The organism is Thermomonas mangrovi, from assembly GCF_028201335.1.
GTDB lineage: Bacteria > Pseudomonadota > Gammaproteobacteria > Xanthomonadales > Xanthomonadaceae > Thermomonas > Thermomonas mangrovi.
Map to the genome: position 1 here is coordinate 330,977 of NZ_JAPEVV010000002.1, position 19,907 is coordinate 350,883.

General features: G+C 71.1%; 21 protein-coding genes and 1 tRNA gene. 13 read left to right on the forward strand and 9 right to left on the reverse strand.

Features of this window, described 5'->3' with window-relative positions; translation table 11 throughout:
* Positions 1-7 precede the first annotated feature (7 nt).
* Complete coding sequence (locus ON759_RS05245) at positions 8-1,123, reverse strand: phytase (protein WP_425608447.1); 1,116 nt, start codon at positions 1,121-1,123, stop codon at positions 8-10.
* Positions 1,124-1,297: 174 nt separating this feature from the next.
* Here ON759_RS05245 and ON759_RS05250 point away from each other — a divergent pair, with 174 nt between their 5' ends.
* On the forward strand, positions 1,298-3,628 hold the full coding sequence (locus tag ON759_RS05250; protein WP_271679305.1) for a TonB-dependent receptor plug domain-containing protein: 2,331 nt from the start codon (positions 1,298-1,300) through the stop codon (positions 3,626-3,628).
* A gap of 103 nt (positions 3,629-3,731) precedes the next feature.
* Entirely contained in the window at positions 3,732-4,364 is a 633-nt protein-coding gene (upp, locus tag ON759_RS05255) for a uracil phosphoribosyltransferase (protein ID WP_271679306.1), read from the forward strand.
* 7 nt (positions 4,365-4,371) lie between these two features.
* Here the strand turns inward: upp and ON759_RS05260 are convergent, their stop codons facing one another.
* Together ON759_RS05260 and ON759_RS05265 are read right to left on the reverse strand one after the other, a co-directional pair.
* Positions 4,372-4,758, reverse strand: coding sequence for an MAPEG family protein (locus ON759_RS05260; RefSeq protein WP_271679307.1), 387 nt, complete (start codon positions 4,756-4,758; stop codon positions 4,372-4,374).
* Positions 4,759-4,767: 9 nt separating this feature from the next.
* Positions 4,768-5,658 (reverse strand): MBL fold metallo-hydrolase, encoded by an 891-nt coding sequence (locus tag ON759_RS05265; protein ID WP_271679308.1) that lies wholly within the window; start codon positions 5,656-5,658, stop codon positions 4,768-4,770.
* A gap of 95 nt (positions 5,659-5,753) precedes the next feature.
* Here ON759_RS05265 and ON759_RS05270 point away from each other — a divergent pair, with 95 nt between their 5' ends.
* The gene (locus ON759_RS05270) at positions 5,754-6,458 is read left to right on the forward strand and encodes an SEL1-like repeat protein (RefSeq protein ID WP_271679309.1); all 705 of its coding nucleotides are present in this window, start codon (positions 5,754-5,756) and stop codon (positions 6,456-6,458) included.
* On the opposite strand, the gene ggt is transcribed toward ON759_RS05270, so the two are convergent.
* Genes ggt through rsmD form a run of 5 tightly spaced genes read right to left on the reverse strand, consistent with a single transcriptional unit; the run spans position 6,459 to position 10,138 of the window.
* Entirely contained in the window at positions 6,459-8,177 is a 1,719-nt protein-coding gene (gene ggt / locus ON759_RS05275) for a gamma-glutamyltransferase (RefSeq protein ID WP_271679310.1), read from the reverse strand. It lies immediately after the preceding gene.
* Positions 8,174-8,428 (reverse strand): YfhL family 4Fe-4S dicluster ferredoxin, encoded by a 255-nt coding sequence (locus tag ON759_RS05280; protein WP_271679311.1) that lies wholly within the window; start codon positions 8,426-8,428, stop codon positions 8,174-8,176. Before ON759_RS05280 ends, ggt begins: the two co-directional genes overlap by 4 nt.
* Positions 8,429-8,478: 50 nt before the next feature.
* Entirely contained in the window at positions 8,479-8,970 is a 492-nt protein-coding gene (locus ON759_RS05285; RefSeq protein WP_271679312.1) for a hypothetical protein, read from the reverse strand.
* A 44-nt stretch (positions 8,971-9,014) separates the two neighbouring features.
* Positions 9,015-9,521: a pantetheine-phosphate adenylyltransferase gene (coaD, locus tag ON759_RS05290; protein WP_271679313.1), complete on the reverse strand. Its 507-nt coding sequence runs from the start codon at positions 9,519-9,521 to the stop codon at positions 9,015-9,017.
* Positions 9,518-10,138: a 16S rRNA (guanine(966)-N(2))-methyltransferase RsmD gene (rsmD, locus tag ON759_RS05295; RefSeq protein ID WP_271679314.1), complete on the reverse strand. Its 621-nt coding sequence runs from the start codon at positions 10,136-10,138 to the stop codon at positions 9,518-9,520. The genes coaD and rsmD overlap by 4 nt, the downstream gene beginning before the upstream one ends.
* A 101-nt stretch (positions 10,139-10,239) precedes the next feature.
* On the opposite strand from rsmD, the gene ftsY reads away from it, so the two are divergent.
* The 4 genes from ftsY to ON759_RS05315 all read left to right on the forward strand — a co-directional run bounded on the left by ftsY (position 10,240) and on the right by ON759_RS05315 (position 14,086).
* A complete protein-coding gene (gene ftsY, locus ON759_RS05300; protein WP_271679315.1) occupies positions 10,240-11,376 on the forward strand; it encodes a signal recognition particle-docking protein FtsY in 1,137 nt (378 codons plus the stop codon).
* A 144-nt stretch (positions 11,377-11,520) separates the two neighbouring features.
* On the forward strand, positions 11,521-12,771 hold the full coding sequence (locus ON759_RS05305) for an AsmA family protein (RefSeq protein WP_271679316.1): 1,251 nt from the start codon (positions 11,521-11,523) through the stop codon (positions 12,769-12,771).
* Positions 12,768-13,814, forward strand: a complete 1,047-nt coding sequence (gene mutY / locus ON759_RS05310) for an A/G-specific adenine glycosylase (RefSeq protein ID WP_271679317.1) — start codon at positions 12,768-12,770, stop codon at positions 13,812-13,814. The genes ON759_RS05305 and mutY overlap by 4 nt, the downstream gene beginning before the upstream one ends.
* 2 nt (positions 13,815-13,816) lie before the next feature.
* On the forward strand, positions 13,817-14,086 hold the full coding sequence (locus ON759_RS05315) for an oxidative damage protection protein (protein ID WP_271679318.1): 270 nt from the start codon (positions 13,817-13,819) through the stop codon (positions 14,084-14,086).
* Here the strand turns inward: ON759_RS05315 and ON759_RS05320 are convergent.
* The gene (locus ON759_RS05320) at positions 14,068-14,484 is read right to left on the reverse strand and encodes a DUF6491 family protein (RefSeq protein WP_271679319.1); all 417 of its coding nucleotides are present in this window, start codon (positions 14,482-14,484) and stop codon (positions 14,068-14,070) included. The genes ON759_RS05315 and ON759_RS05320 overlap by 19 nt on opposite strands.
* 166 nt (positions 14,485-14,650) lie before the next feature.
* Between ON759_RS05320 and ON759_RS05325 the strand changes: the two genes are divergently transcribed.
* The 6 genes from ON759_RS05325 to ON759_RS05350 all read left to right on the forward strand — a co-directional run bounded on the left by ON759_RS05325 (position 14,651) and on the right by ON759_RS05350 (position 19,872).
* A tRNA-Phe gene (locus ON759_RS05325) sits at positions 14,651-14,726 on the forward strand.
* 118 nt (positions 14,727-14,844) lie between these two features.
* Entirely contained in the window at positions 14,845-15,033 is a 189-nt protein-coding gene (locus tag ON759_RS05330; RefSeq protein WP_271679320.1) for a hypothetical protein, read from the forward strand.
* Position 15,034: 1 nt separating this feature from the next.
* Complete coding sequence (locus ON759_RS05335) at positions 15,035-15,508, forward strand: hypothetical protein (protein ID WP_271679321.1); 474 nt, start codon at positions 15,035-15,037, stop codon at positions 15,506-15,508.
* Positions 15,509-15,602: 94 nt separating this feature from the next.
* On the forward strand, positions 15,603-17,393 hold the full coding sequence (locus ON759_RS05340; RefSeq protein ID WP_271679322.1) for an acyl-CoA dehydrogenase C-terminal domain-containing protein: 1,791 nt from the start codon (positions 15,603-15,605) through the stop codon (positions 17,391-17,393).
* 93 nt (positions 17,394-17,486) lie between these two features.
* Positions 17,487-18,170: an HNH endonuclease gene (locus ON759_RS05345; protein ID WP_271679323.1), complete on the forward strand. Its 684-nt coding sequence runs from the start codon at positions 17,487-17,489 to the stop codon at positions 18,168-18,170.
* Positions 18,171-18,774: 604 nt separating this feature from the next.
* Positions 18,775-19,872 (forward strand): hypothetical protein, encoded by a 1,098-nt coding sequence (locus tag ON759_RS05350; RefSeq protein ID WP_271679324.1) that lies wholly within the window; start codon positions 18,775-18,777, stop codon positions 19,870-19,872.
* Positions 19,873-19,907: the final 35 nt, after the last annotated feature.

Here is a 19,907-nt window from a genome sequence, read left to right on the forward strand (position 1 = left end):
CTTCGGCTCAGGGCGCGCAGGCCGCCAAGCCCAGCGCCTTGCCGACGTCGCGCATGTCGAATGCGGCGACCGCCTGGTCGTCGTGCAGCGCGTAGAACACGCCCTGCGGGAACCGCGCGTTGCCGCGCTGCTCCAGCCAGATGCCATCGGTATTCGCTGTCACCGCGCCGGCGAACGCGCCGAGGTGCGCCAGCGTGCGCCGATCGAACATGTGGAACAGGCTGCGGTCCTTGAACTGGTCGGTGGCGATCCAGTAACCGCCGCCATCCGCGCAGGCCATCAACGCGATGCCCTCCGCCTGCGCGCGGAACAGGCCGGCACCGATGTCGCGCCCGGCGTAGCGGCCGTCCGACAGGCGGTACTCGCGCAGGCGAGTGCCGCTGGCGACGTCTTCCTCCGACAGCAGCAGGCGGTCGTTGGCCGGGTCCGCCCAGGCCGACTCGGCGATGCGGATCGCGCCCGCCGGGGTGGTCTCGCCGAAGGTCTGCACCAGCGCCGCCTGCCAGCGGCCGCCGGCCTGCGACAGCTGGTAACGCCGATAGCGTTGGCCGAGGTCGGCCAGCGGCGGCACCGTTTCCTCGTCGGCGCCCAGCATGTAATTGTCGCTGGCGATCACCTCGATGCCGCCGTCCTTGGCGCGCGCCCACAGCCCGTAGGGCTTGCGCAGCTCGGCATCGCCGAATGCCAGCAGCGGGGCGAAATCCGGCAGCGACAGCGCCTGCACGCGGTGGTTGTCGCGCTCGACCACCAGCGCGACATCGCCGACCACGGCGATCCCGTTCGGGCGATCGAATTCGCCCAGTCCCCTGCCGGTGCGACCGACCGTGCGCAGGCGCTTGCCGGTGTCGCCATCGAAGACCACCAGCGCATTGCTCTTCTTGGCGGTGGTGATGACCCAGCGGCGACCGTCGGGCGCGGTCCAGCTGGCCGGCGAATCCAGGTTGTCCGCGGGCGTGGACGCGGTGACGAAGGCTTCGCGCACCACCACGTGCGGCAGGCCGGCGGTGGCGAGCATCGGCTCGTGGCTGGCCGCTTCGTCGGGCTCGCGATCCGCCGTCGGGATGCCGGTCGCGCAGGCGGCCAGCAGGCAGGGCAATGCGAGCAGGGTGAGGCGTGGGGGCACCGGTGGATCTCCATGGGAAGCGGGCGAATCGCGCCGTTGTAAGACCGCGGCATGACGGTTTCGTGTCAGCGACGACACGCGGCCACTGTCATCGAAGCGGCATCCGGCTGTCATCCCATCGCCATGCGAGCTTCCTACAAAGGCGCATTCACTTTCATTCCGGGGATGCTGTCCATGAAACGCAATGCGCTGGCCATCGGCCTGTCACGCGCCCTGCTGTGCCTCGCGCTGCTGCCCGCCGGGCAGGCGCTGGCGCAGGCCCAGGCGCCCGATGGCGCCAAGGACCCGAAGCCGACACCAAAGGAACTGGACCGCGTGGTCGTGCAGGGCGAGATCGCCTACCGCGACCGCACCGACGCCACCCCGCCGGTCCTGAACTACGACCTGGAGTACTTCCAGCGCTTCGAGCCCAACACCGTCGGCGACATGCTCAAGCGCGTGCCGGGCATCGCCTTCGTCGGCTCCGACATCATGGAATACGACGGCGCGATGCTGCGCGGCATGGCCGCCGGCTACACCCAGGTACTGATCAACGGCAAGAAGGTACCGGGCGCGGGCGACGACCGTTCGTTCTGGGTGGACCGCATCCCGGCGGAAATGGTCGACCACATCGAGATCCTGCGCAGCAACAGCGCCAACCGCAGCGGCGATGCGATCGCCGGCACGGTCAACATCGTCCTGCGCGACGCCTACGTGTTCGACGGCAGCTACATCCGCGCCGGCCTGAACCGCTGGTTCGACGGCGAGGTCAACCCGACCTTCGGCGCGGTGACCAGCGGCGACTTCCTCGGCGGGCGGATCCTGGCCGGGATCAACGTGCAGGACCGCTACCGCGGCAAGCTCAAGCGGTCGGACCGGTTCTCCGATCCCACGATGGACGCGCTGACCAGCTTCGAGGACCAGGACGAAGTCAAGGACGGCCGCGACTATTCGGCCAACCTCTCCTACAAGGCCGACGTGGGCGACGCCGGGCGGCTCGGCATCGAAGGCTTCTTCGTGCGCACCGACCGCGACGTCACCGAGGTGTCCCGCGAAGTGGAATACGACGATGGCGACGTGATCGAATCCAACGTGCCCGGCTTCTCCCCCGTCGACCAGCGCAACTGGGGCGTGGGCCTCGACTACAAGTTCGACATGGCCGGCGGCACCACCAAACTGGAGCTCGACCACGCGCGCTTCAAGGACGACAGCGCCGAGCAGGAAGAGAAGGTCGAGTACGTGAACGGCGCATGGGATGCGGCCGAGGGCGAGGCCACGGCGGTGGACGCCGAGGACGCCGAGACGGGCTTCAAGGTCGCGCACCAGCGCGCGCTGGGTGGCGCCGAGCTGGAGTTCGGCGTGGACTGGCGGCGCAAGGAGCGCGACGTCGCGTACACCAACTACGAATGGGAAGCCGAGGCCGAGGGCGACCCCGTGGCCTACGCGCTGGACGGCACGGTGGCGTCGGTCATCGAGGAAAAGCGCCTGGATCCCTACGTGATGCTGTCGGGCAAGCGCGGCGCGCTGGCCTGGGAAGCCGGCGTGCGCTACGAGACCACGCGCACCGACATCCGCCACAGCGAGGATGGCGCACTCGAGGGCGCCACTCGCAACGACTACGACGTGCTGCTGCCCTCGCTGCACTTCAAGTGGAACTTGGGCGAGGCGACCCGCGCCAGCCTGTCGCTGGCGCGCAGCCTCAAGCGCCCCAACTTCAACGAGCTGGTCCCCGCGCTGCTGGACGGCGAGTTCGGCGACAACGACTACATCGGCAACCCGCTGCTGGAACCGGAAACTGCCAGCGGGATCGACCTCGGCTTCGAGCACCGGCTCGGCAAGCACGGCGTGGTCGGCGTCAACGTGTTCTACCGCGACGTCAAGGACCTGATCGAACTGGTCAATACCGGCGAGTGGAGCGAGGACGCGCAGGACACCTACGCCAAGGACCTGAAGAAATTCCTCAAGGCCAACCCCGGCAAGACCGCGGCCGACTTCGCCTTCGATCCGGAGAGCTTCGTCTATACCTCGGCCAACGTCGGCGACGGCAAGGTCTACGGCATCGAGTTCGACCTCTCCACCCCGCTGACCGCGCTGGGCCTGCCCGACACCGGCGTGTTCCTCAACTATTCCTGGCTGGACAGCAAGATCACCGACTTCCTCGGCGAGCGGCGCTTCAACGACCAGGCGCGCAGCGTCTTCAACATCGGCTTCATCCACGACATCCCGTCGATCGCCGCGAGCTTCGGCGCCACCTACCGCAGCCAGGGCGACGCGTTCAGCCGGATCCTCGCCGAGGAGGTCACGCTGAAGTACGGCGCGGACCTCGAGGCCTTCGTCGAGAAGCGGTTCGGGCGCTCGGTGTCGGTGCGGTTGAGCGCGGCCAACCTGCTGGACGCGTCCAAGGACGAGGTCTTCCACAAGTTCGACAACCTGCCCGACCAGCTCGACCGCGACTACGACGAGTACGAACTGGAGACCGAGGAAGCCGGCCCGAGCTACCAGCTGGTGGTGCGCTGGGCGTTCTGAGCGATCGCGCACCCGCACTGCGGACAGCCGGCCACGCGCCGGCTGTTCCGTTTCCGGCGGCGTGAGGTTGCGGCACACTGCGCGCACCCAGGGGAGCCCGCGCATGAAGACCGTCGAAGTCGACCACCCGCTCATCCGCCACAAGCTCGGCAAGCTGCGCGACGTGGGTACCGACCCGGTGCATTTCCGCCAGCTGGCGGGCGAGGTCGCCGCGATGCTGGCCTATGAAGCCACCCGCGACATGCCGGTGGAAACCCGCACCGTGCAGACCTGGGCCGGGCCGCTGGAGGTGGCGCACGTGCGCGGCGAACAGGTCACGCTGGTCCCGATCCTGCGCGCGGGGCTCGGCTTCCTGCCCGGCGTGCAGGCCATGCTGCCGTCCGCCGCGGTCAGCGTGATCGGCCTGCGCCGCAACGAGGCCACGCACCAGCCCGAGACCTACTACGAACGGCTGGCCGACCACATGGGCGAACGCACGGCCATGCTGATCGACCCGATGCTCGCCACCGGCGGCAGCGCGATCGCCGCCATCGGCATGCTCAAGGCCGCCGGCTGCACCAAGTTCAAGTGCCTGTTCCTGGTCGCCGCGCCAGAGGGGCTGCGCGCGCTGGAAGCCGCGCATCCGGAGATCGAGGTCTACGTGGCCGCGATCGACGAGCGCCTCAACGACGACGCCTACATCCTGCCCGGGCTGGGCGATGCCGGCGACCGCCTGTTCGGCACGCCGGTCGATTGAACCCCACTCAGCGCAGCGAGAGCCACAGCCCGGCCAGCGCCATCAGCAGGAACACCAGCCAAGTGAGCGCGGTGCCCCAGAAGCGGCCGATGGAATAGCCCCCGCCGCGCGACAGTCCCACGGCGTGCAGCACCCGGCCCAGCAGCAGCGCGCCGCCGAACGCCGAGGTGGCCGCGGCCGGCAGCCCGCACAGCTCCAGCAACGCCAGCACCAGCAGCGCGAAAGGCGCGTGCTCGACGAAGTTCCCGTGCACGCGGATCTTGCGCGCCAGCGCCTTGTCGCCGCCGTCGCCGAGGCCGATCCGGTGCGCGTGCCGATGCCGCGAGATCGGCACCAGCAGGGCCAGCATCAGCAGCACGTGCAGCGCGGCGAACAGCAGGGTGATCTTCGGCATCGGGCGACCTCAGGCAGCCAGCGCGCGGGCATGCAGTTCGGGATGCTCGTGCGCGGTGCCGAACTTCCCCTTGTCGTCGCGCACGACCTGCGCCAACGCGCAGCCCGGGTCGTGGGTGAAGAACAGATGCACGTTGCGCGCGAGCTTGTCTTCGAGGAAGGCGCGCTTTTCGTCGATCAGCAATTCGGCGTTGCGGTCGTAGCCCATGGTGATCGGCACGTGCACCCAAGGCCGGCCGGGGATCAGGTCGGCACAGAACACGACACCGCCGTGGGGCTGGCCGTCCACCCGCTCCGGCCCGGCGATCTCGGCCAGCAGCAGGCCCGGCGTGTGGCCGTCGCTGTGGTGGAAGCGCACGGCGTCGCCCAGCGCCTCGCAGTGGTCGCTTTCGACCAGTTGCAGCCGCCCGCTCGCCTGCAGCAGCCCCGGCAACTCCGGGATGAAGCTGGCGCGGTCGCGCGGATGCGGGTCCCGGGCGCGCTGCCAGTGCGCCGCCCCGACCACGAAGGTCGCGTTGGGGAACAGCAACGATGGCGCGCGCCCCTCGGCCCATGGCGCCAGCAAGCCGCCGGCATGGTCGAAGTGCAGGTGGCTGAGCACCACCACGTCGATGTCTTCGTGCGAGAACCCGGCCGCGGCCAGCGAGTCCAGCAGCACGTGGCGGTCCTCGACGATGCCGTAGCGCTCGCGCAGCCCGGGCGCGAAGAACGCCCCGATCCCGGTCTCGAACAGCACCGTCTTGCCGTTCAACGGGCTCGCCAGCAGCGCGCGGCAAGCGAGGTCGATGCGGTTGCCGTCGTCCACCGTCGCCCAGCGCGCCCACAGTGCCTTCGGCGCGTTGCCGAACATCGCCCCGCCATCGAGCTTCTGGGCATTGCCGAGGATCGACCAGAGTTTCATGCCATTCGTCCCCATCGGTTGCGCGTCCGGCCCTTGCGGCGTGCCGGTCGCAGGCGTATCAACACTGCGTTGGCGCAAGCTTACGGGAGGATCCGGTGGCCGGACGATTCCTGCCCTGCCTGGCGGTCGCGGCATGCGGCCTGCTGGCGGCCCTGCCCTGGCCCGCGCACGCCCAGTCGCGGGCGTTCGACGACATCCCCCGCATCGTCTGCGCCGAGGGCATCGAACCCTACCTGCCCGGCGATTACTACTTCTGCGCCGCCAACAAGGCGCTGCAGGCGGGAGATCCACGCAAGGCGGTGGCGATGTACCGCGAATCGGCGCGCTGGGGCGACAAGCGGGCGATGTTCAACCTGGGCCTGCTGCTGGTGCGCGGCGAATCGGTGGCGAAGGACGAGGCGCAGGGCCTGGCCTGGCTGGCCCTGGCCGCGGAGCGGCCGCGCGACGCCCTGCACCGCGAGGTGCTGGCCGGCGCATGGCAGGCGGCCTCGGCGGAAACCCGCGCACGCGCCAATACCCTGTGGAATGGCATGAAGGCGCAATATGCTGATCGCGTGGCGCTGGCGCGGGCGCTCGAGCGCTACGAGCGCGCGACCATGCAGATGCGCCGCGAGGGCCAGCGCGACCCGACTTCGGCCAAGTGGATCGCCGGCTTGCCGCCGGCCCAGCTCGGGGGCGGCCTGCTGGCGGCGCTGGACGAAGCCGCGCAAACCACCCTGTTGCGCCCGATCCCGGGCCGTCCCGGCCAGGTCAACGTGGGCGCGCCGGAGAAGGTTGCGGACGTACCACCCGCGCGCTGATCAACGCGCCGGCGCCACCGTCGCCTTGCCGACCGGGTTGCGCGGGTCGCTGGCCGCGCGCAGCCGGTTCGCCGCACGATCCCACTCGACCGTGTTCATGTTGCCCCAGCTGTCGCTGGAGCGGCGCCCTGCGCTGTCCTCGCCGGGCACCAGCACGTCATGTCCCATCGCCCGCAGGCGGGCCACGACATCGGCCGGCAGGGCATTGCGCTCGGTGCCCAGCACGTCCGGCTCCCACTGGTGGTGGTAGCGCGGCAGCGCCGCGACCTGGGCCGCGTCCAGCCCATCTGCATAACCGAGCACGCCCAGCAGGACCATGGTGATGATGCGGCTGCCGCCCGGGGTGCCGAGCACCGCGACCTTGCCCGGCGACTCCATGATGGTCGGCGTCATCGAGCTGAGCATGCGCTTGCCCGGCTCGGGCGCGTTGGCATCGAAACCCATCACCCCGAACGCGTTCGGGGTGCCGGGCTTCAGCGCGAAGTCGTCCATCTCGTTGTTGAGCAGCACGCCGGTCCCGGACGGCACCAGCCCCGAACCGAACAGCAGGTTCACGGTCTGCGTGGCCGAGACCCGGTTGCCCTCGGCGTCGAGGATCGAGAAATGCGTGGTCTCCTCGTCCTCCAGCGGGGTCGGCTTGCCGGCCAGCAGGTCGCTGGGCGTGGCCTTGTCGGGGTTGATGCCGGCGCGCAGGCCGGCGGCGTAATCCGGCGACATCAGGGTCCGCATCGGGATGCGCACGAAGTCGGGGTCGCCGAGGTAGAACGTGCGGTCGCGGAAGGCGCGGCGCATCGCCTCGACCACCAGGTGCACGCGCTCGGCCTCCGGCAGCGCCTTGAGGTCCCATGGCGCCAGGATCTGCAGCATCTCGGCGAGGGCCACGCCCCCAGACGAGGGCGGCGGCGCGGTGACCACCCGCCAGCCGTCGTAGTCGAACGCCAGCGGCGCGCGCTCCTTGACCTGGTAGGCCGCCAGTTCCTCGGCGGTCCATGCACCGCCCGCGGCCGCCACGCCCGCCAGCAGGCGCTGGGCGGTGGTGCCGCGGTAGAAACCGTCGTGGCCGCCGCTGGCGAGGCGCGCGAGCGTGGCCGCCAGCTCCGGCTGCCGGAACAGGTCGCCTTCCTTCGGCGCGCGGCCGTTGCGCAGGAACACCTCGCGCGTGCCGGGGTAGCGCTCCATCACCTCGCGGCGCTGCATGTAGCCGTTGGCGAAACGCGCGTACACCGGGAAGCCTTCGCGGGCGATGCGGATCGCCGGCGCCAGCGACTTCGCCAGCGGCAGTCGCCCGTACTTGCCCGCCACGTGCACCAGCGCGGCCGGCAGGCCGGGGATGCCGGCCGCCCACGGGCCGTTCTCGGCACGGTCGCGGTCGAATTCTCCATCGGCGGTCAGGTAGCGCGCCGGGGTCGCGGCCTTTGGCGCGGTCTCGCGCGCATCGACGAAGACGTCCTGGCCGCTGCGCGCGTCGTGCAGCAGGAAGAAGCCGCCGCCGCCGAGGCCCGAGCTGATCGGCTCGACCACCGACAGCACCGACGACACCGCGACCGCGGCATCGAAGGCATTGCCACCTTGCCGGAGCATCTCGATGCCGGCATCGGTCGCCAGCTGGTGCGCCGAGGCGACCGCGGCACCGGGCGGCAGCGGGTGCGTCGGCTTCGGTTGCGCCATCGCCAGCAGCGGCGCCAGCAACAGGACGAGGATGGCGATGCTGCGGCTCATGCGGCGTTCCCTTGCAGGCCGGCGAGCTTCGCCAGCAGTTGCGCGTGCGTTTCGGGGTGATCGGGGTCGGGATCGATGCATTCGACCGGGCACACGACCACGCATTGCGGCTCGTCGTGGTGGCCCACGCATTCGGTGCACAGCGCCGGGTCGATCAGGTAGATCTCCGGTCCCATCGAAATCGCCCGGTTCGGGCAGACCGGTTCGCAGACGTCGCAGTTGACGCAGGTTTCGTTGATCTTGAGCGACATGCAGCTTGCCCTCCCCCGCTTGCGGGGGAGGGCCCTTGCCGGGACCTGGCTTACTTCGCTTCGACGAAGATGTAGTTCACGCCGGCCGGGGTGACCGCGGCCTTGACGCGTTCGCCGTCGATCGGCGTGCCGATGTACACCACCTTGACGTCCTTCATGCTGCCCGGCGGGATCGGCTTGAACGCGGTCTCGATCATCTCCGCCTCCTTGGTGAAGGACGGCGAGGCGAACACCAGCATGTTGCCGCCGAGGATGCCCCGGCCGAGGTCGGCTTCGAGCTTCTCGAGCTGGCGTTCGTACTGTCCACCGAAGCCCTCGGTGGTCTCCGCCGGCAGGAAGTAGACGTACGGCGTGTTGGTGATGCCATCCATGTTGCGCTTGGCGACATCGGTCACGTAGGTGCGCCAGGCCGCGGTGTCGGCGGTCTTCGGCGCCGACAGCGGCGCGTCCACCTTCTCGGCCTTGGGGGCTTCTTCCTTCTTGCAGGCCGTGAACGGCAGCGCCAGGAACGCGATCACGAGCAGGCGGGTCAAGATCTTCATGGGCATTCCCCTTGGTGTGCGTGTGGTGGGTGTTGCGGGTGGGCTCAGGGCTCTGCGGCCCGGTTGCGCCGTTGCGCCTCGAGCGCCGCGGCGACCGCCGCGGGCACGAAGCCGGACACGTCGCCGCCGAGCCGCGAGATCTCGCGGACCAACGACGACGAAATGAAGCCGTACTGCTCGGCCGGGGTGAGGAACAGGGTCTCCACTTCCGGGATCAGGTGGCGGTTCATGCTCGCCATCTGGAACTCGTATTCGAAATCGGACACCGCGCGCAGGCCGCGCAGCAACACGCCCGCGCCGATGTCGCGCACGAAGTGGGCCAGCAGGGTGTCGAAGCCGCGCACCTCGACGTTCGCATGCCGCGCCAGCGCCTGCCGCGCCAACGCGACGCGCAGGTCCAGCGGCAGCGCCGGGCCCTTGGACGGGCTGGCGGCGACGCCGACGATCAGGGTCTCGAACAGGGGCGCGGCGCGATCGACCAGGTCCACGTGGCCGTTGGTGATCGGGTCGAAGGTGCCGGGATATACCGCGATGCGCCGGGCCACGCTCATGTCGTCAGGGGATCGCCGGGTGCCTGTCCAGCGTGCAGTGTAGCGCGCCGGTACAAGGCATAGCGCACGTCGCGGGTCCTGCCGTCGCGGTGCAGCCGCCAGTCGGCGGGCGGGCTGGGCGCGAGGGTCGCGGGGCTTTCCACGTACAGCCAGCCGTCGGCCGCCATCCGCGCCGGCAACCGCGCCAGTACCGCGGGCCACAGGTCGGCGGCGAACGGCGGGTCGACGAAGGCGAGGTCGAAGTGGTCGTCGGCCGCGTCCAGGCAGGCCAGCGCATCCATGCGCCGCACCTGGACGCGGTCGCCGGCCTGCAGCTTCACGACGACCGCCTGCAGCGCCCGGGCCAGCCCGGGGTCGGCCTCCACCAGCACCGCGGACGATGCGCCGCGCGACACCGCCTCCAGCCCCAGCGCGCCGCTCCCGGCGAACAGGTCGAGGACCCGCGCGCCCGGCAGCATCGGCTGCAGCCAGTTGAACAGGGTCTCGCGGACGCGGTCGGAGGTCGGTCGCAGGCCGGCCGCGTCGGGCACCGGCAGGCGCGTGCCGCGCCAATGTCCGCCGATCAGGCGCACGCTGCCAGGCGTCGTGCCGCGCGCGGGCGGGCGTCGGCCGTTCATCGGGGCGTCGCGGATGCGGGTGCTACCATGCGCGCCATTCTCGCCTATCGCCTGCGGCGCCGCGCCAGGCGCCCCTTGCAGGCTCCTGCACGCCCCCACGCATGGTCAGCTGGTTCCGTCGCAACAAGCCCGAGTCCGCCGCCCCGCGTCGCCTGTCGACCGAGGACCTGGCGGCCGCATTCCCCGACGCGCCCGCCCCGGCTGGCGACGAGGGCGCGCCGACCACGCCACCCGCGCCCGTCGTCGACACCCTGCCCGCGCCGCCTCCGGAACCCGCGCCAGCACCCGCCGCCACGCCGCCCGAGGCCCCGCCCGCGCCCGCCGGCAAGCCCGGCTGGCGCGAACGCCTGCGCGGCAGCGCCTTCGCGCGCAGCTTCGGTGGCCTGTTCTCGCGCAACCCGCGCCTCGACGACGACCTGCTGGACGAGATCGAAACCGCGCTGCTCACCGCCGATGTCGGGGTGACCGCCAGCACCCAGCTGGTGGAATCGCTGCGCAAGCGGATGAAGGCACGCGAGTTCGCCGATTCCAACGCGCTGCTGCGCGCGCTGCGCGCCGACCTCGTGGCGTTGCTCGCGCCGGTCGCGCTGCCGCTGCGGATCGATGCGGGGCGCAAGCCGTTCGTGATCCTCACCGTCGGCGTGAACGGGGTCGGCAAGACCACCACCATCGGCAAGCTGGCCCGCCGCTACAAGGATGAAGGCCGCGCCCTGATGCTCGCCGCCGGCGATACCTTCCGCGCCGCCGCGGTCGCGCAGTTGCAGGCCTGGGGCGAGCGCAACGGCGTGGCCGTGGTCGCCCAGGGCCAGAACGCGGATGCGGCCTCGGTGGCCTTCGATGCCTTGCAGGCGGCGAAGTCGCGCGGCGTCGAGGTGCTGATCGCCGATACCGCCGGCCGCCTGCATACGCAGGGCGGGCTGATGGAGGAGCTCGCCAAGGTGGCGCGCGTGCTGCGCAAGCTCGATCCCGAGGCCCCGCACGAAGTGCTGATGGTGATCGACGGCACCACCGGGCAGAACGCGATCAACCAGGTCCGCAAATTCAGCGAGAAGGTGCCGGTGACCGGCCTGGTGGTGACCAAGCTCGACGGTACCGCCAAGGGCGGCGTGGTGTTCGCGCTGGCCCGCGAGTTCGGCATCCCGATCCGCTATGCCGGCATCGGCGAGCGCCCGGAGGACCTGCACGTGTTCGATGCCGAGGCCTTCGTCGATGCGTTGTTGCCGGAGTCGCTGGGGTGAACCCGCGCGGCGGCCAGGGATGAGGCCCGGCTCCACGCGCCCACACGCGACCCGCGGTCCCGCGGGCGTCGCCCAGCCGCCGGCATGACGCGCATGCAAGGCAGCCCGGCGCCGTCCCCGATGCCCTCGTCGCCGCGTCGACGCATGCTGCGCGGGCTCGTGCTGCTGGCCATCGGCCTGCTGCTGGCCTCGGCGATGGTCGGCTGGCTGCTGCAGCCCGAACGTGCCGGGCCGTACCTGCTGCGGCAGGTCGGCGATGCGCTGGGCCTGCAGTTGCGTGCCGATGCGGTCGACTACCGGCTGCGCGGCACGCCACAGTTGGTGTTGTCGGGCCTGGAGGCGCGGCGTCCGCAGGATCCGCAGCCTGTGCTGACGGCGCGACGGGTCTTCGTGTCGCTGCCCTGGCGCACCCTGCGCAGCCGCGGCGCCGACCTGACCGTGCAGCGGGTGGAACTCGACGCCCCGGTGCTCGACCTGCCGGCGCTGCAACGCTGGCTGGCTACCCGGCCACCCGGTGGCGAGACGCGCATCCCCGTGCTCGCCGAGGGTTTGCGCATCCGCGACGGCCGGATCGACAACGACGACTGGCGCATCGAAGGCCTGTCGATCGACCTGCCCTCGCTGCATCCCGAACGCCTGTTGCGCGCGCATGTCCGTGGACGCTACGTGGATCCGCCGCTGTCGGTGCCCGCGGACCTGGCGATCGCGCTCGCGCACCCGCGACGGGCCCTGGCCGGGCAGCCGAGCGGACTCGCCGCGGTCGGTGGGCTCGCCGTCGCCGGCGCCGGCTGGCAGGTGCCGGCCCGGGTGTTCCTCGCCGGCCCGCTGCGCATCGGCAAGGATTCCGCGCTGCTGAAACCCGCGCGCATCGGCATCGCCGGACGTTATCGCTCGCAGGGCAGCGACCTCGGCTTCCGCCTCGGCCTGCATGGCCCGATGGCGTTCAACAACGCGACCTGGCGCCTGGTGCCGCTGCAACTCGTGCTCGATGGCGACCACACCATCCCCGACGCACAGGCGCGCGGCAGCCTCTCGTTCGGACGTCGCCTGCGGATCCATCTGGACGGACGCATCGCCGCCTGGCCCGAGGCATGGCCGGCATTGCCGCCGCCGCTGTCGGACTCGACATCCCCGCTGCCCTTCGCGCTGGACTATGCCGGCGGCTTCGACTTCGCCGCAGCGGCCCGACTGGACCTGCGCCGCGACAGCACCCGCTTCGCGGCCCGTTTCCGCCTGCCCGACGTGCTGGCGTGGCTGGAGGCCGACGCGTCCGGCACCCCGTTGCCGCCGCTGGCCGGCACCCTGGCTTCGCCGAGGATCGAGCTCGCCGGCGCGACCTTGCACGGCGTCGAGATCGAGCTGTCCGATCCCGACCTGCCCGCCGACGCCCGATGAACCTGGAGCACGCATTCGCGCCGGCGCTGCTGGCCTGGTTCGATCGCCACGGACGCCATGACCTGCCCTGGCAGCATCCACGCACGCCGTACCGGGTCTGGCTCAGCGAGATCATGTTGCAGCAGACCCAGGTCGCCGTGGTGGTGCCCTACTTCGCGCGCTTCGTCGACGCATTGCCGGACGTGCCCGCGCTCGCCCGCGCCTCGCAGGACGACGTGCTCGCGCTGTGGTCGGGGCTCGGCTACTACGCCCGCGCCCGCAACCTGCACGCAGCCGCACAGCGTTGCATGGAGTTGCACGGCGGCGACCTGCCGCGCGACCTCGACGCCCTGCAGGCGCTGCCCGGGATCGGTCGCAGCACCGCCGGCGCGATCCTCTCCCAGGCTTGGGGCGACCGCGCCGCGATCCTCGACGGCAACGTGAAGCGCGTGCTGGCCCGGCTGTTCGGCATCGAAGGCTGGCCCGGCCTGCCGAAGGTGGAAAAGCAGTTGTGGGCGATCGCCGCGAACCTGCTGCCCGAGGCGCGCCTGGCCGACTACACCCAGGCGCAGATGGATTTCGGCGCCACCCTGTGCACGCGCGCGGATCCGGCGTGCGCGGCGTGTCCGCTACGCGAGGCCTGCGTCGCCCATCGAGAGGGCCGCACCGCCGAACTGCCGCATCCCAAGCCGGGCAAGCCGCTGCCGGAGCGCGAGGCCCGCATGCTGCTGGTCGAGGACGACCGTGGCCGCGTGCTGTTGCAGCGTCGCCCGCCGACCGGCGTCTGGGCCGCGTTGTGGTCGCTGCCCGAACACGCGGACGCCGCGGCCTCGCGCGACTGGTTCGACCAGCACCTGGCCGGCGACTTCGCGCAAGCGGAGGTGCTCGCACCGGTGCTGCACGGGTTCACCCACTACCGCCTGCGGATCCTGCCGATGCGGGTCGCGGGCGTGCGCCCGCGCGACGCGGTCGGCGATAATCCCGGCCTGCGCTGGGCATCGCGCGCGGAGTTGCAGGCGATCGGCCTGCCCGTGCCGGTGCGGCGACTGCTCGAGGACGGCTGACGATGGCGCGTACGGTGCACTGCGTGGTGGACGGGATCGACACCGAGGGCCTGGACTTCGCGCCCTGGCCCGGCGAAGCCGGCAAGCGCGTGTTCGCGGGCGTCGGCAAGCCGGCCTGGCAGCGCTGGCTGACGCACCAGACCATGCTCATCAACGAGAACCGGCTGTCGCCGCTGAACCCCCAGCACCGCGCCTTCCTCGAGGGCGAGATGCTGAAGTTCCTGTTCGGCGGCGGCGCCGACAAGCCCGCGGGTTACGTGCCCGAAGGCTGAGGCTGCATCGCGTCGCGCGCGGCGCGCAGGCCCTTGACGTCGATCGGGCGGATCTCCTCGATCCGGCAGCTCACCGGCGAGCCCTGGGTCAGGATGCGGTCGAACTTCGCCATCACGTAGGGACCGGTGCTGCTCAGCCTGAGGATCGGCGAGGCGCCGCCCCAGTCGAGGCAGGGTCCGGACACGGTCAGCAACCAGGATTCGTTGGGACGCATGTCGAGCACGACGTGTTCGTCGTCGATCCGGTCCCAGCCCATCGCGCTGTAGTAGCGGATCTGCTTGACCGGTTCCCCGGCATGGGCCTGGTAGAGCGCAAGGCGGTCGGCCTCGGGCATGCGCGTGGAGGCGCAGCCGGCGAGCACGGCAATGGCGACGGCGGACAACAGCAACGCTTTCATGGCGGACTCCCGTGTGGCGGCAACCCGATCATCGCCCCCGATCCCGCAACGCCAGCTTAGCGACACCGCGCCGGCCGGCGGCATCGCCCGTCGACCGCGCGACCCCGCGGCTTGCCCCCGGCGCGCCCGATCCGTATCATGCGCGGCTCGTTCGACCGGCTGCACTGGCCGGGTAGCTCAGTTGGTAGAGCAGGGGATTGAAAATCCCCGTGTCGGGGGTTCGATTCCCTCCCCGGCCACCACTCCGGAAGACGATGCCGAAAACCCCGCCGCGTGCGGGGTTTCTGCTTTGCGTGGGTCGATCTCGCGCCCGCTCCGGCCCCGGTGTATGGTCACGGCCTGCCGTCTTCGGATCACGCCATGGACATCCACGACACCGCGTTCGCCCTGTTCGTTTCCCTCGTGGGGCGGCAGGACCTCGGCAACGCCAGCGACGAAACCCGCGCCGCGATCGGGCGCGAGGCCTACCGCCTGGCCGAAGCCTTCATCGCGGCCAAGGACGCGTACATCCGGGAATTGCCGGTCAGCCATCTCGACGCGGGGTTCTGACATGTCGCCCCGCCGCGTCGCCGCCCTCGCCTTCGCCGCCCTGCTGCTCGCCGGTTGCGGCAGCGGCCCGGTGCGGCGGGTGTCCGAACCCGCCGCCAGCATCCAGCAGCTCACCGTGCGCGCCGATGGCCGGTGGGACGTCCAGCTGCGCCTGCAGAACTACAGCACCGTGGCGATGCGCTTCACCGCCACCGACATCGAAGTCGCCTTCGACAACGGCTCAGCCGCGCGCGTGCAGGCGCAGCCGCAACTGGTGGTCGGGCCGGAATCGGCGGACGTCTACACCGCGACCCTCCAGCCCACCGCCGCCGGCCGTGCCCGCCTCGCCACCGCGCTGGCCGATGGCCGCGGCCTCAACTACAGCCTCGGCGGCACCATGGACGCCGCGCCGGAGGATGGCGGCGGCCGCAGCTACAAGGTGAAGCTGAGCAGTGCGCTGGCGCCGGTCCCGGGCCTGCCCGGGGTGTTGCGCTGACGGCGGTACGCGCCCGCGACACCATCACCATACGCCGTAGTATGCTTGGGGTTCCGCAGGCCGGTCGGCGGCCTGCCCAGCCCGGATCCCCCGCATGAGCAGCTACAAGGCGCCCCTCGACGATCTCCGTTTTGCCCTCTACGACGTGCTCGGCGCGGAAGCGCTGTTCGAGCGCCTGGGCCATGCCGAGGTGAACCGCGAACTGGTGGACGCGGTGGTGGACGAAGCCGCGCGCTTCGCCGAGACCGTGCTGGCCCCGCTCAACCGGATCGGCGACGAGATCGGCTGCGTTTACGACAAGACCACCGGCGAGGTCGCCCCGCCGCCCGGCTTCAAGCAGGCCTTCGACCAGTTCGTGGAAGGCGGCTGGACCGGCCTGACCAACGATCCCGAGCATGGCGGCCAGGGCATGCCCGCCCTGCTCGGCGGCGTCCTGACCGAACTGGTCGACAGCGCCAACCTCGCCTGGGGCAACTTCCCGATGCTCAGCCACGGCGCGGTCAAGGCGCTGGAGACCTATGGCGAGGACTGGCAGAAGGAGGTCTTCCTGAAGCCGCTGGTGGCCGGCACCTGGACCGGCACGATGTGCCTCACCGAACCGCATTGCGGCACCGACCTTGGCCTGCTCAAGACCCGCGCGGAGCTCGTCGCCGACGGCAAGTACGCGATCACCGGTACCAAGATCTTCATCACCGCCGGCGAGCACGACCTCGTCCCCAACATCGTGCACCTGGTGCTGGCCAAGCTGCCGGACGCGCCGCCCGGGCCCAAGGGCATCTCGTTGTTCGTCGTGCCCAAGTTCAAGGTCGCCCGCGACGGCAGCGTCGGCGAACGCAACGCGGTGCGCTGCGGGGCGATCGAACACAAGATGGGCATCCATGGTTCGGCCACCTGCGTGATGAACTTCGACGGCGCCGAGGGTTACCTCGTCGGCCAGCCGCACAAGGGCCTGCAGGCGATGTTCGTGATGATGAACTCGGCGCGCCTGGGCGTCGGCGTGCAGGGCCTGGGCCTGTCCGAACGCGCCTACCAGAACGCGCTGCGCTACGCGCGCGAGCGCCTGCAGTCGCGTTCGCTGTCGGGGCCGAAGTATCCGGACAAGCCGGCCGACCCGATCCTCGTGCAGCCCGACGTGCGCCGCATGCTGCTGTCGCAGAAGGCGCTGATCGAAGGCGGCCGCCTGCTGTCGCTGCACGCCTATTCGCTGCTCGACGAAGCAGAGAAGGCCGGCGATGCAGAGGCGCGCGCGCGCGCCGAGACCCTGGTCGGCTTCCTCACCCCGATCTCCAAGGCCTGCCTCACCGAGTGGAGCATCGAGAACACCTACAACGCGTTGCAGTGCTTCGGCGGCCATGGCTACATCCACGAGCACGGGATGGAGCAGTACGCCCGCGATGCGCGCATCACCACCCTCTACGAGGGCACGACCGGCATCCAGTCGCTGGACCTGATCGGTCGCAAGACCGCCGCCACCCAGGGCGCGGGCCTGAAGCTGTTCCTCGCCGAAGCCGAAGCCTTCGCCAAGCGGCACGAGGGCGACGCCGCGCTGGCCGAGTTCATCGGTCCGCTGCGCGCGAAGTGCGGCGAGTGGGGCAAGCTCACCCTCGACGTGCTGCAGCGCGCCGCCGGCAATCCCGAGGAACTCGGTGCGGCAAGCACCGACTACCTGTTCTACTCGGGCTACGTGGTGCTGGCCTACTGGTGGGCGCGCAGCGTCGCCGCGGCCGATGCCTCCGACCGCCCGCAAGCCTTCAAGGACGCCAAGCGCGAGACCGCCCGCTTCTACTTCGCGCGGATCCTGCCGCGCACGCTGGCGCACAAGGCGGCGATCGAGTCTGGCGCGGCCAGCCTGATGTCGATGCCCGACGCCGGCTTCGGCGCCTGAGTCGCCACACCCGCGCGCCCGAGCGGCGCGCGGGTGGGTCGGCGCGCAAGCGGTACACAAATCGTCATCGAAGGCGTATAAGCTGGTTTCCCCATGGGAACCGCGAGCGCAACGCTTCGCCCGGTCCATGCCGGACCCCGACCCGCGACGGGCCAAGCGGACGGCCCCCTGCCCCCCGAATTCCAGCCCGGCGCCAGCGTCTCGCGCCTGCCCGGCTTGCGCCTGCTCGCGCTGGATGCGCATGGCCGCGCGCTCGACTGGATGAGCTGGCAGGACGCGACCTGCCTGTATGCGCGCGGTGCGGTGGCCTGGACATTGGGCGAGCCCTGCATCGAAGTGCATGGCGGGACCAACCGCCGCAGCGGCCAGCGCAGCGTGCTGCACCTGCACCCGATCGTCGCGGCGCGCGGCCACGCCCGCCCGCAGGCCCTGGACCCCACGCCCGCACTGACCAACCAGGCGCTGTTCGCCCGCGACCAGCACCTGTGCCTGTACTGCGGCCGCGAGTTCCACCGCGGCTCGCTCACCCGCGACCACGTGCATCCGGTGTCGAAGGGCGGGCTGGACCTGTGGGAGAACGTGGTCTCCGCCTGCTTCCACTGCAATTCGCGCAAGGGCAACCGCACCCCGCAGCAGGCCGGGATGCCCCTGCTGGCGGTTCCCTACCGCCCGAGCTGGATCGAGCACCTGATCCTCTCGAACCGCAACATCCTCGCCGACCAGATGGCTTTCCTGCGCGCGCAACTGCCGCGCACGCCACGCTCGCTGATCGCCTGAACACCGGCTCGGATGCCCGGCCCGCGCGGCGCGCGGGCGCTCGCAACGCCGCCATCGGCCGGGCGCCGATGGCAAGCAGCCGTCCTCGCCCTCGCCGACCAGATGGCTTTCCTGCGCGCGCGACTGCCGCGCACGCCACGCCCGCTGATCGCCTGAACACCGGCTCGGATGCCCGGCCCGCGCGGCGCGCGGGCGCTCGCACGGCCGCCATCGGCCGGATGCCGATGGCAAGCGGCCGTCCTCGCCCTCGCCGACCAGATGGCTTTCCTGCGCGCGCAACTGCCGCGCACGCCACGCTCGCTGATCGCCTGAACACCGGCTCGGATGCCCGGCCCGCGCGGCGCGCGGGCGCTCGCACGGCCGCCATCGGCCGGGCGCCGATGGCAAGCAGCCGTCCTCGCCCTCGCCGACCAGATGGCTTTCCTGCGCGCGCAACTGCCGCGCACGCCACGCTCGCTGATCTCCTGAGGCCGGCTCGGATGCGGGACCGGGCCGCCACGTACGCCAGCGTTTGTTGGATCGAGCGCGCACAACCGCCCCGCGCGCGTTGACGCAGGCGTTGGCGTTGGCAACACTCGGGACGTTTCCCTCGCGGACGCCTGCAATGGCACTCACCCTCGGCATCACCGGCATGGATGGCAAGACCGAAGCCGAACTGCGCGCGGCCTTCGACATCGCGAACGCCGCAGGGCGCTGGGCGCTGGGCGGCGATGACGCCGACGTCGTCGTAGTCGACATGGACAGTCTGTACGGACCGATGAGCTGGCTGCGCCTGCATGCCGCCGGCAAGCGCGTGATCGGCTTGACCGCGATGGAACGCACGCAGACCGACTTCCGCCTGGCGAGGCCGATCGACCCCGCGGTGCTGGCGAGCTTGCTGGACGGGCTTTCCGCCGGCATGCCTGCCCCGGAACCGCCGGTCGCCGCTGCGGCTTCCGATCCCGCGCCGGTCGCGGCCGCATTCGCATATGCACCGGCATCGACGCCGCACACGCCGGAATCATCCGTCGAACCGCCAGGCGACGAACGCGATGCCGACGCAGCGGAACCAGACACCACCCCCGAGCTCGACCTCGAACCCGAATCGCAGCCGATCGGCCACGACCTCGCCGATGCCAGCAACGTGCCGGACCATGACCGCCCGCTGTCGGACTGGATCGGCCCGCGCGGCCTATCGCAACGCGTGCGCCTGCAGCGCGGCGACGGACCCGTGCTGCTGCTCGACGTACCTGCGGGCGTCTGGCATGGCCAGGCCGCGCTCAAGCCGCTGGCCGGCTACTTCGATGGCAGCCTGTCGATCGACGACTTCGACGCGCCGTCCGATGCCGAGTGGGAGTCCGAGGCGGCCTCGCTCGGCGCCGCGCAGCCGGTCGCGCGCTTGCGCTGGTTCGGCGGGCTGCAGGCGGGCAAGGGCGCGATCGCCGACGGGCACGATCCGGCGGGCCGCTTCCGCCTGCTCAAGTGGCCGCAGACCGAACGCGAATACCCCAAGCATTTCCGCATCGCCACCGCGATGATGAAGGCGCCGGCCACCGTCGCCGAGATCGCGGATGCCAGCGGGGTGGCGCGCGAGGAAGTGGCCGACTTCGTCAATGCCAACCTCGCCACCGGCTATGCCGAACCCGCGACGGACCCGGCCGCCGACACGTCCGCCCCGGCACCGCGCGGCGGGGGCCTGCTGGACCGCATCCGCGGACGCTGACCCCCGCGCTTAACGCAAAACCCACGCGACACCCC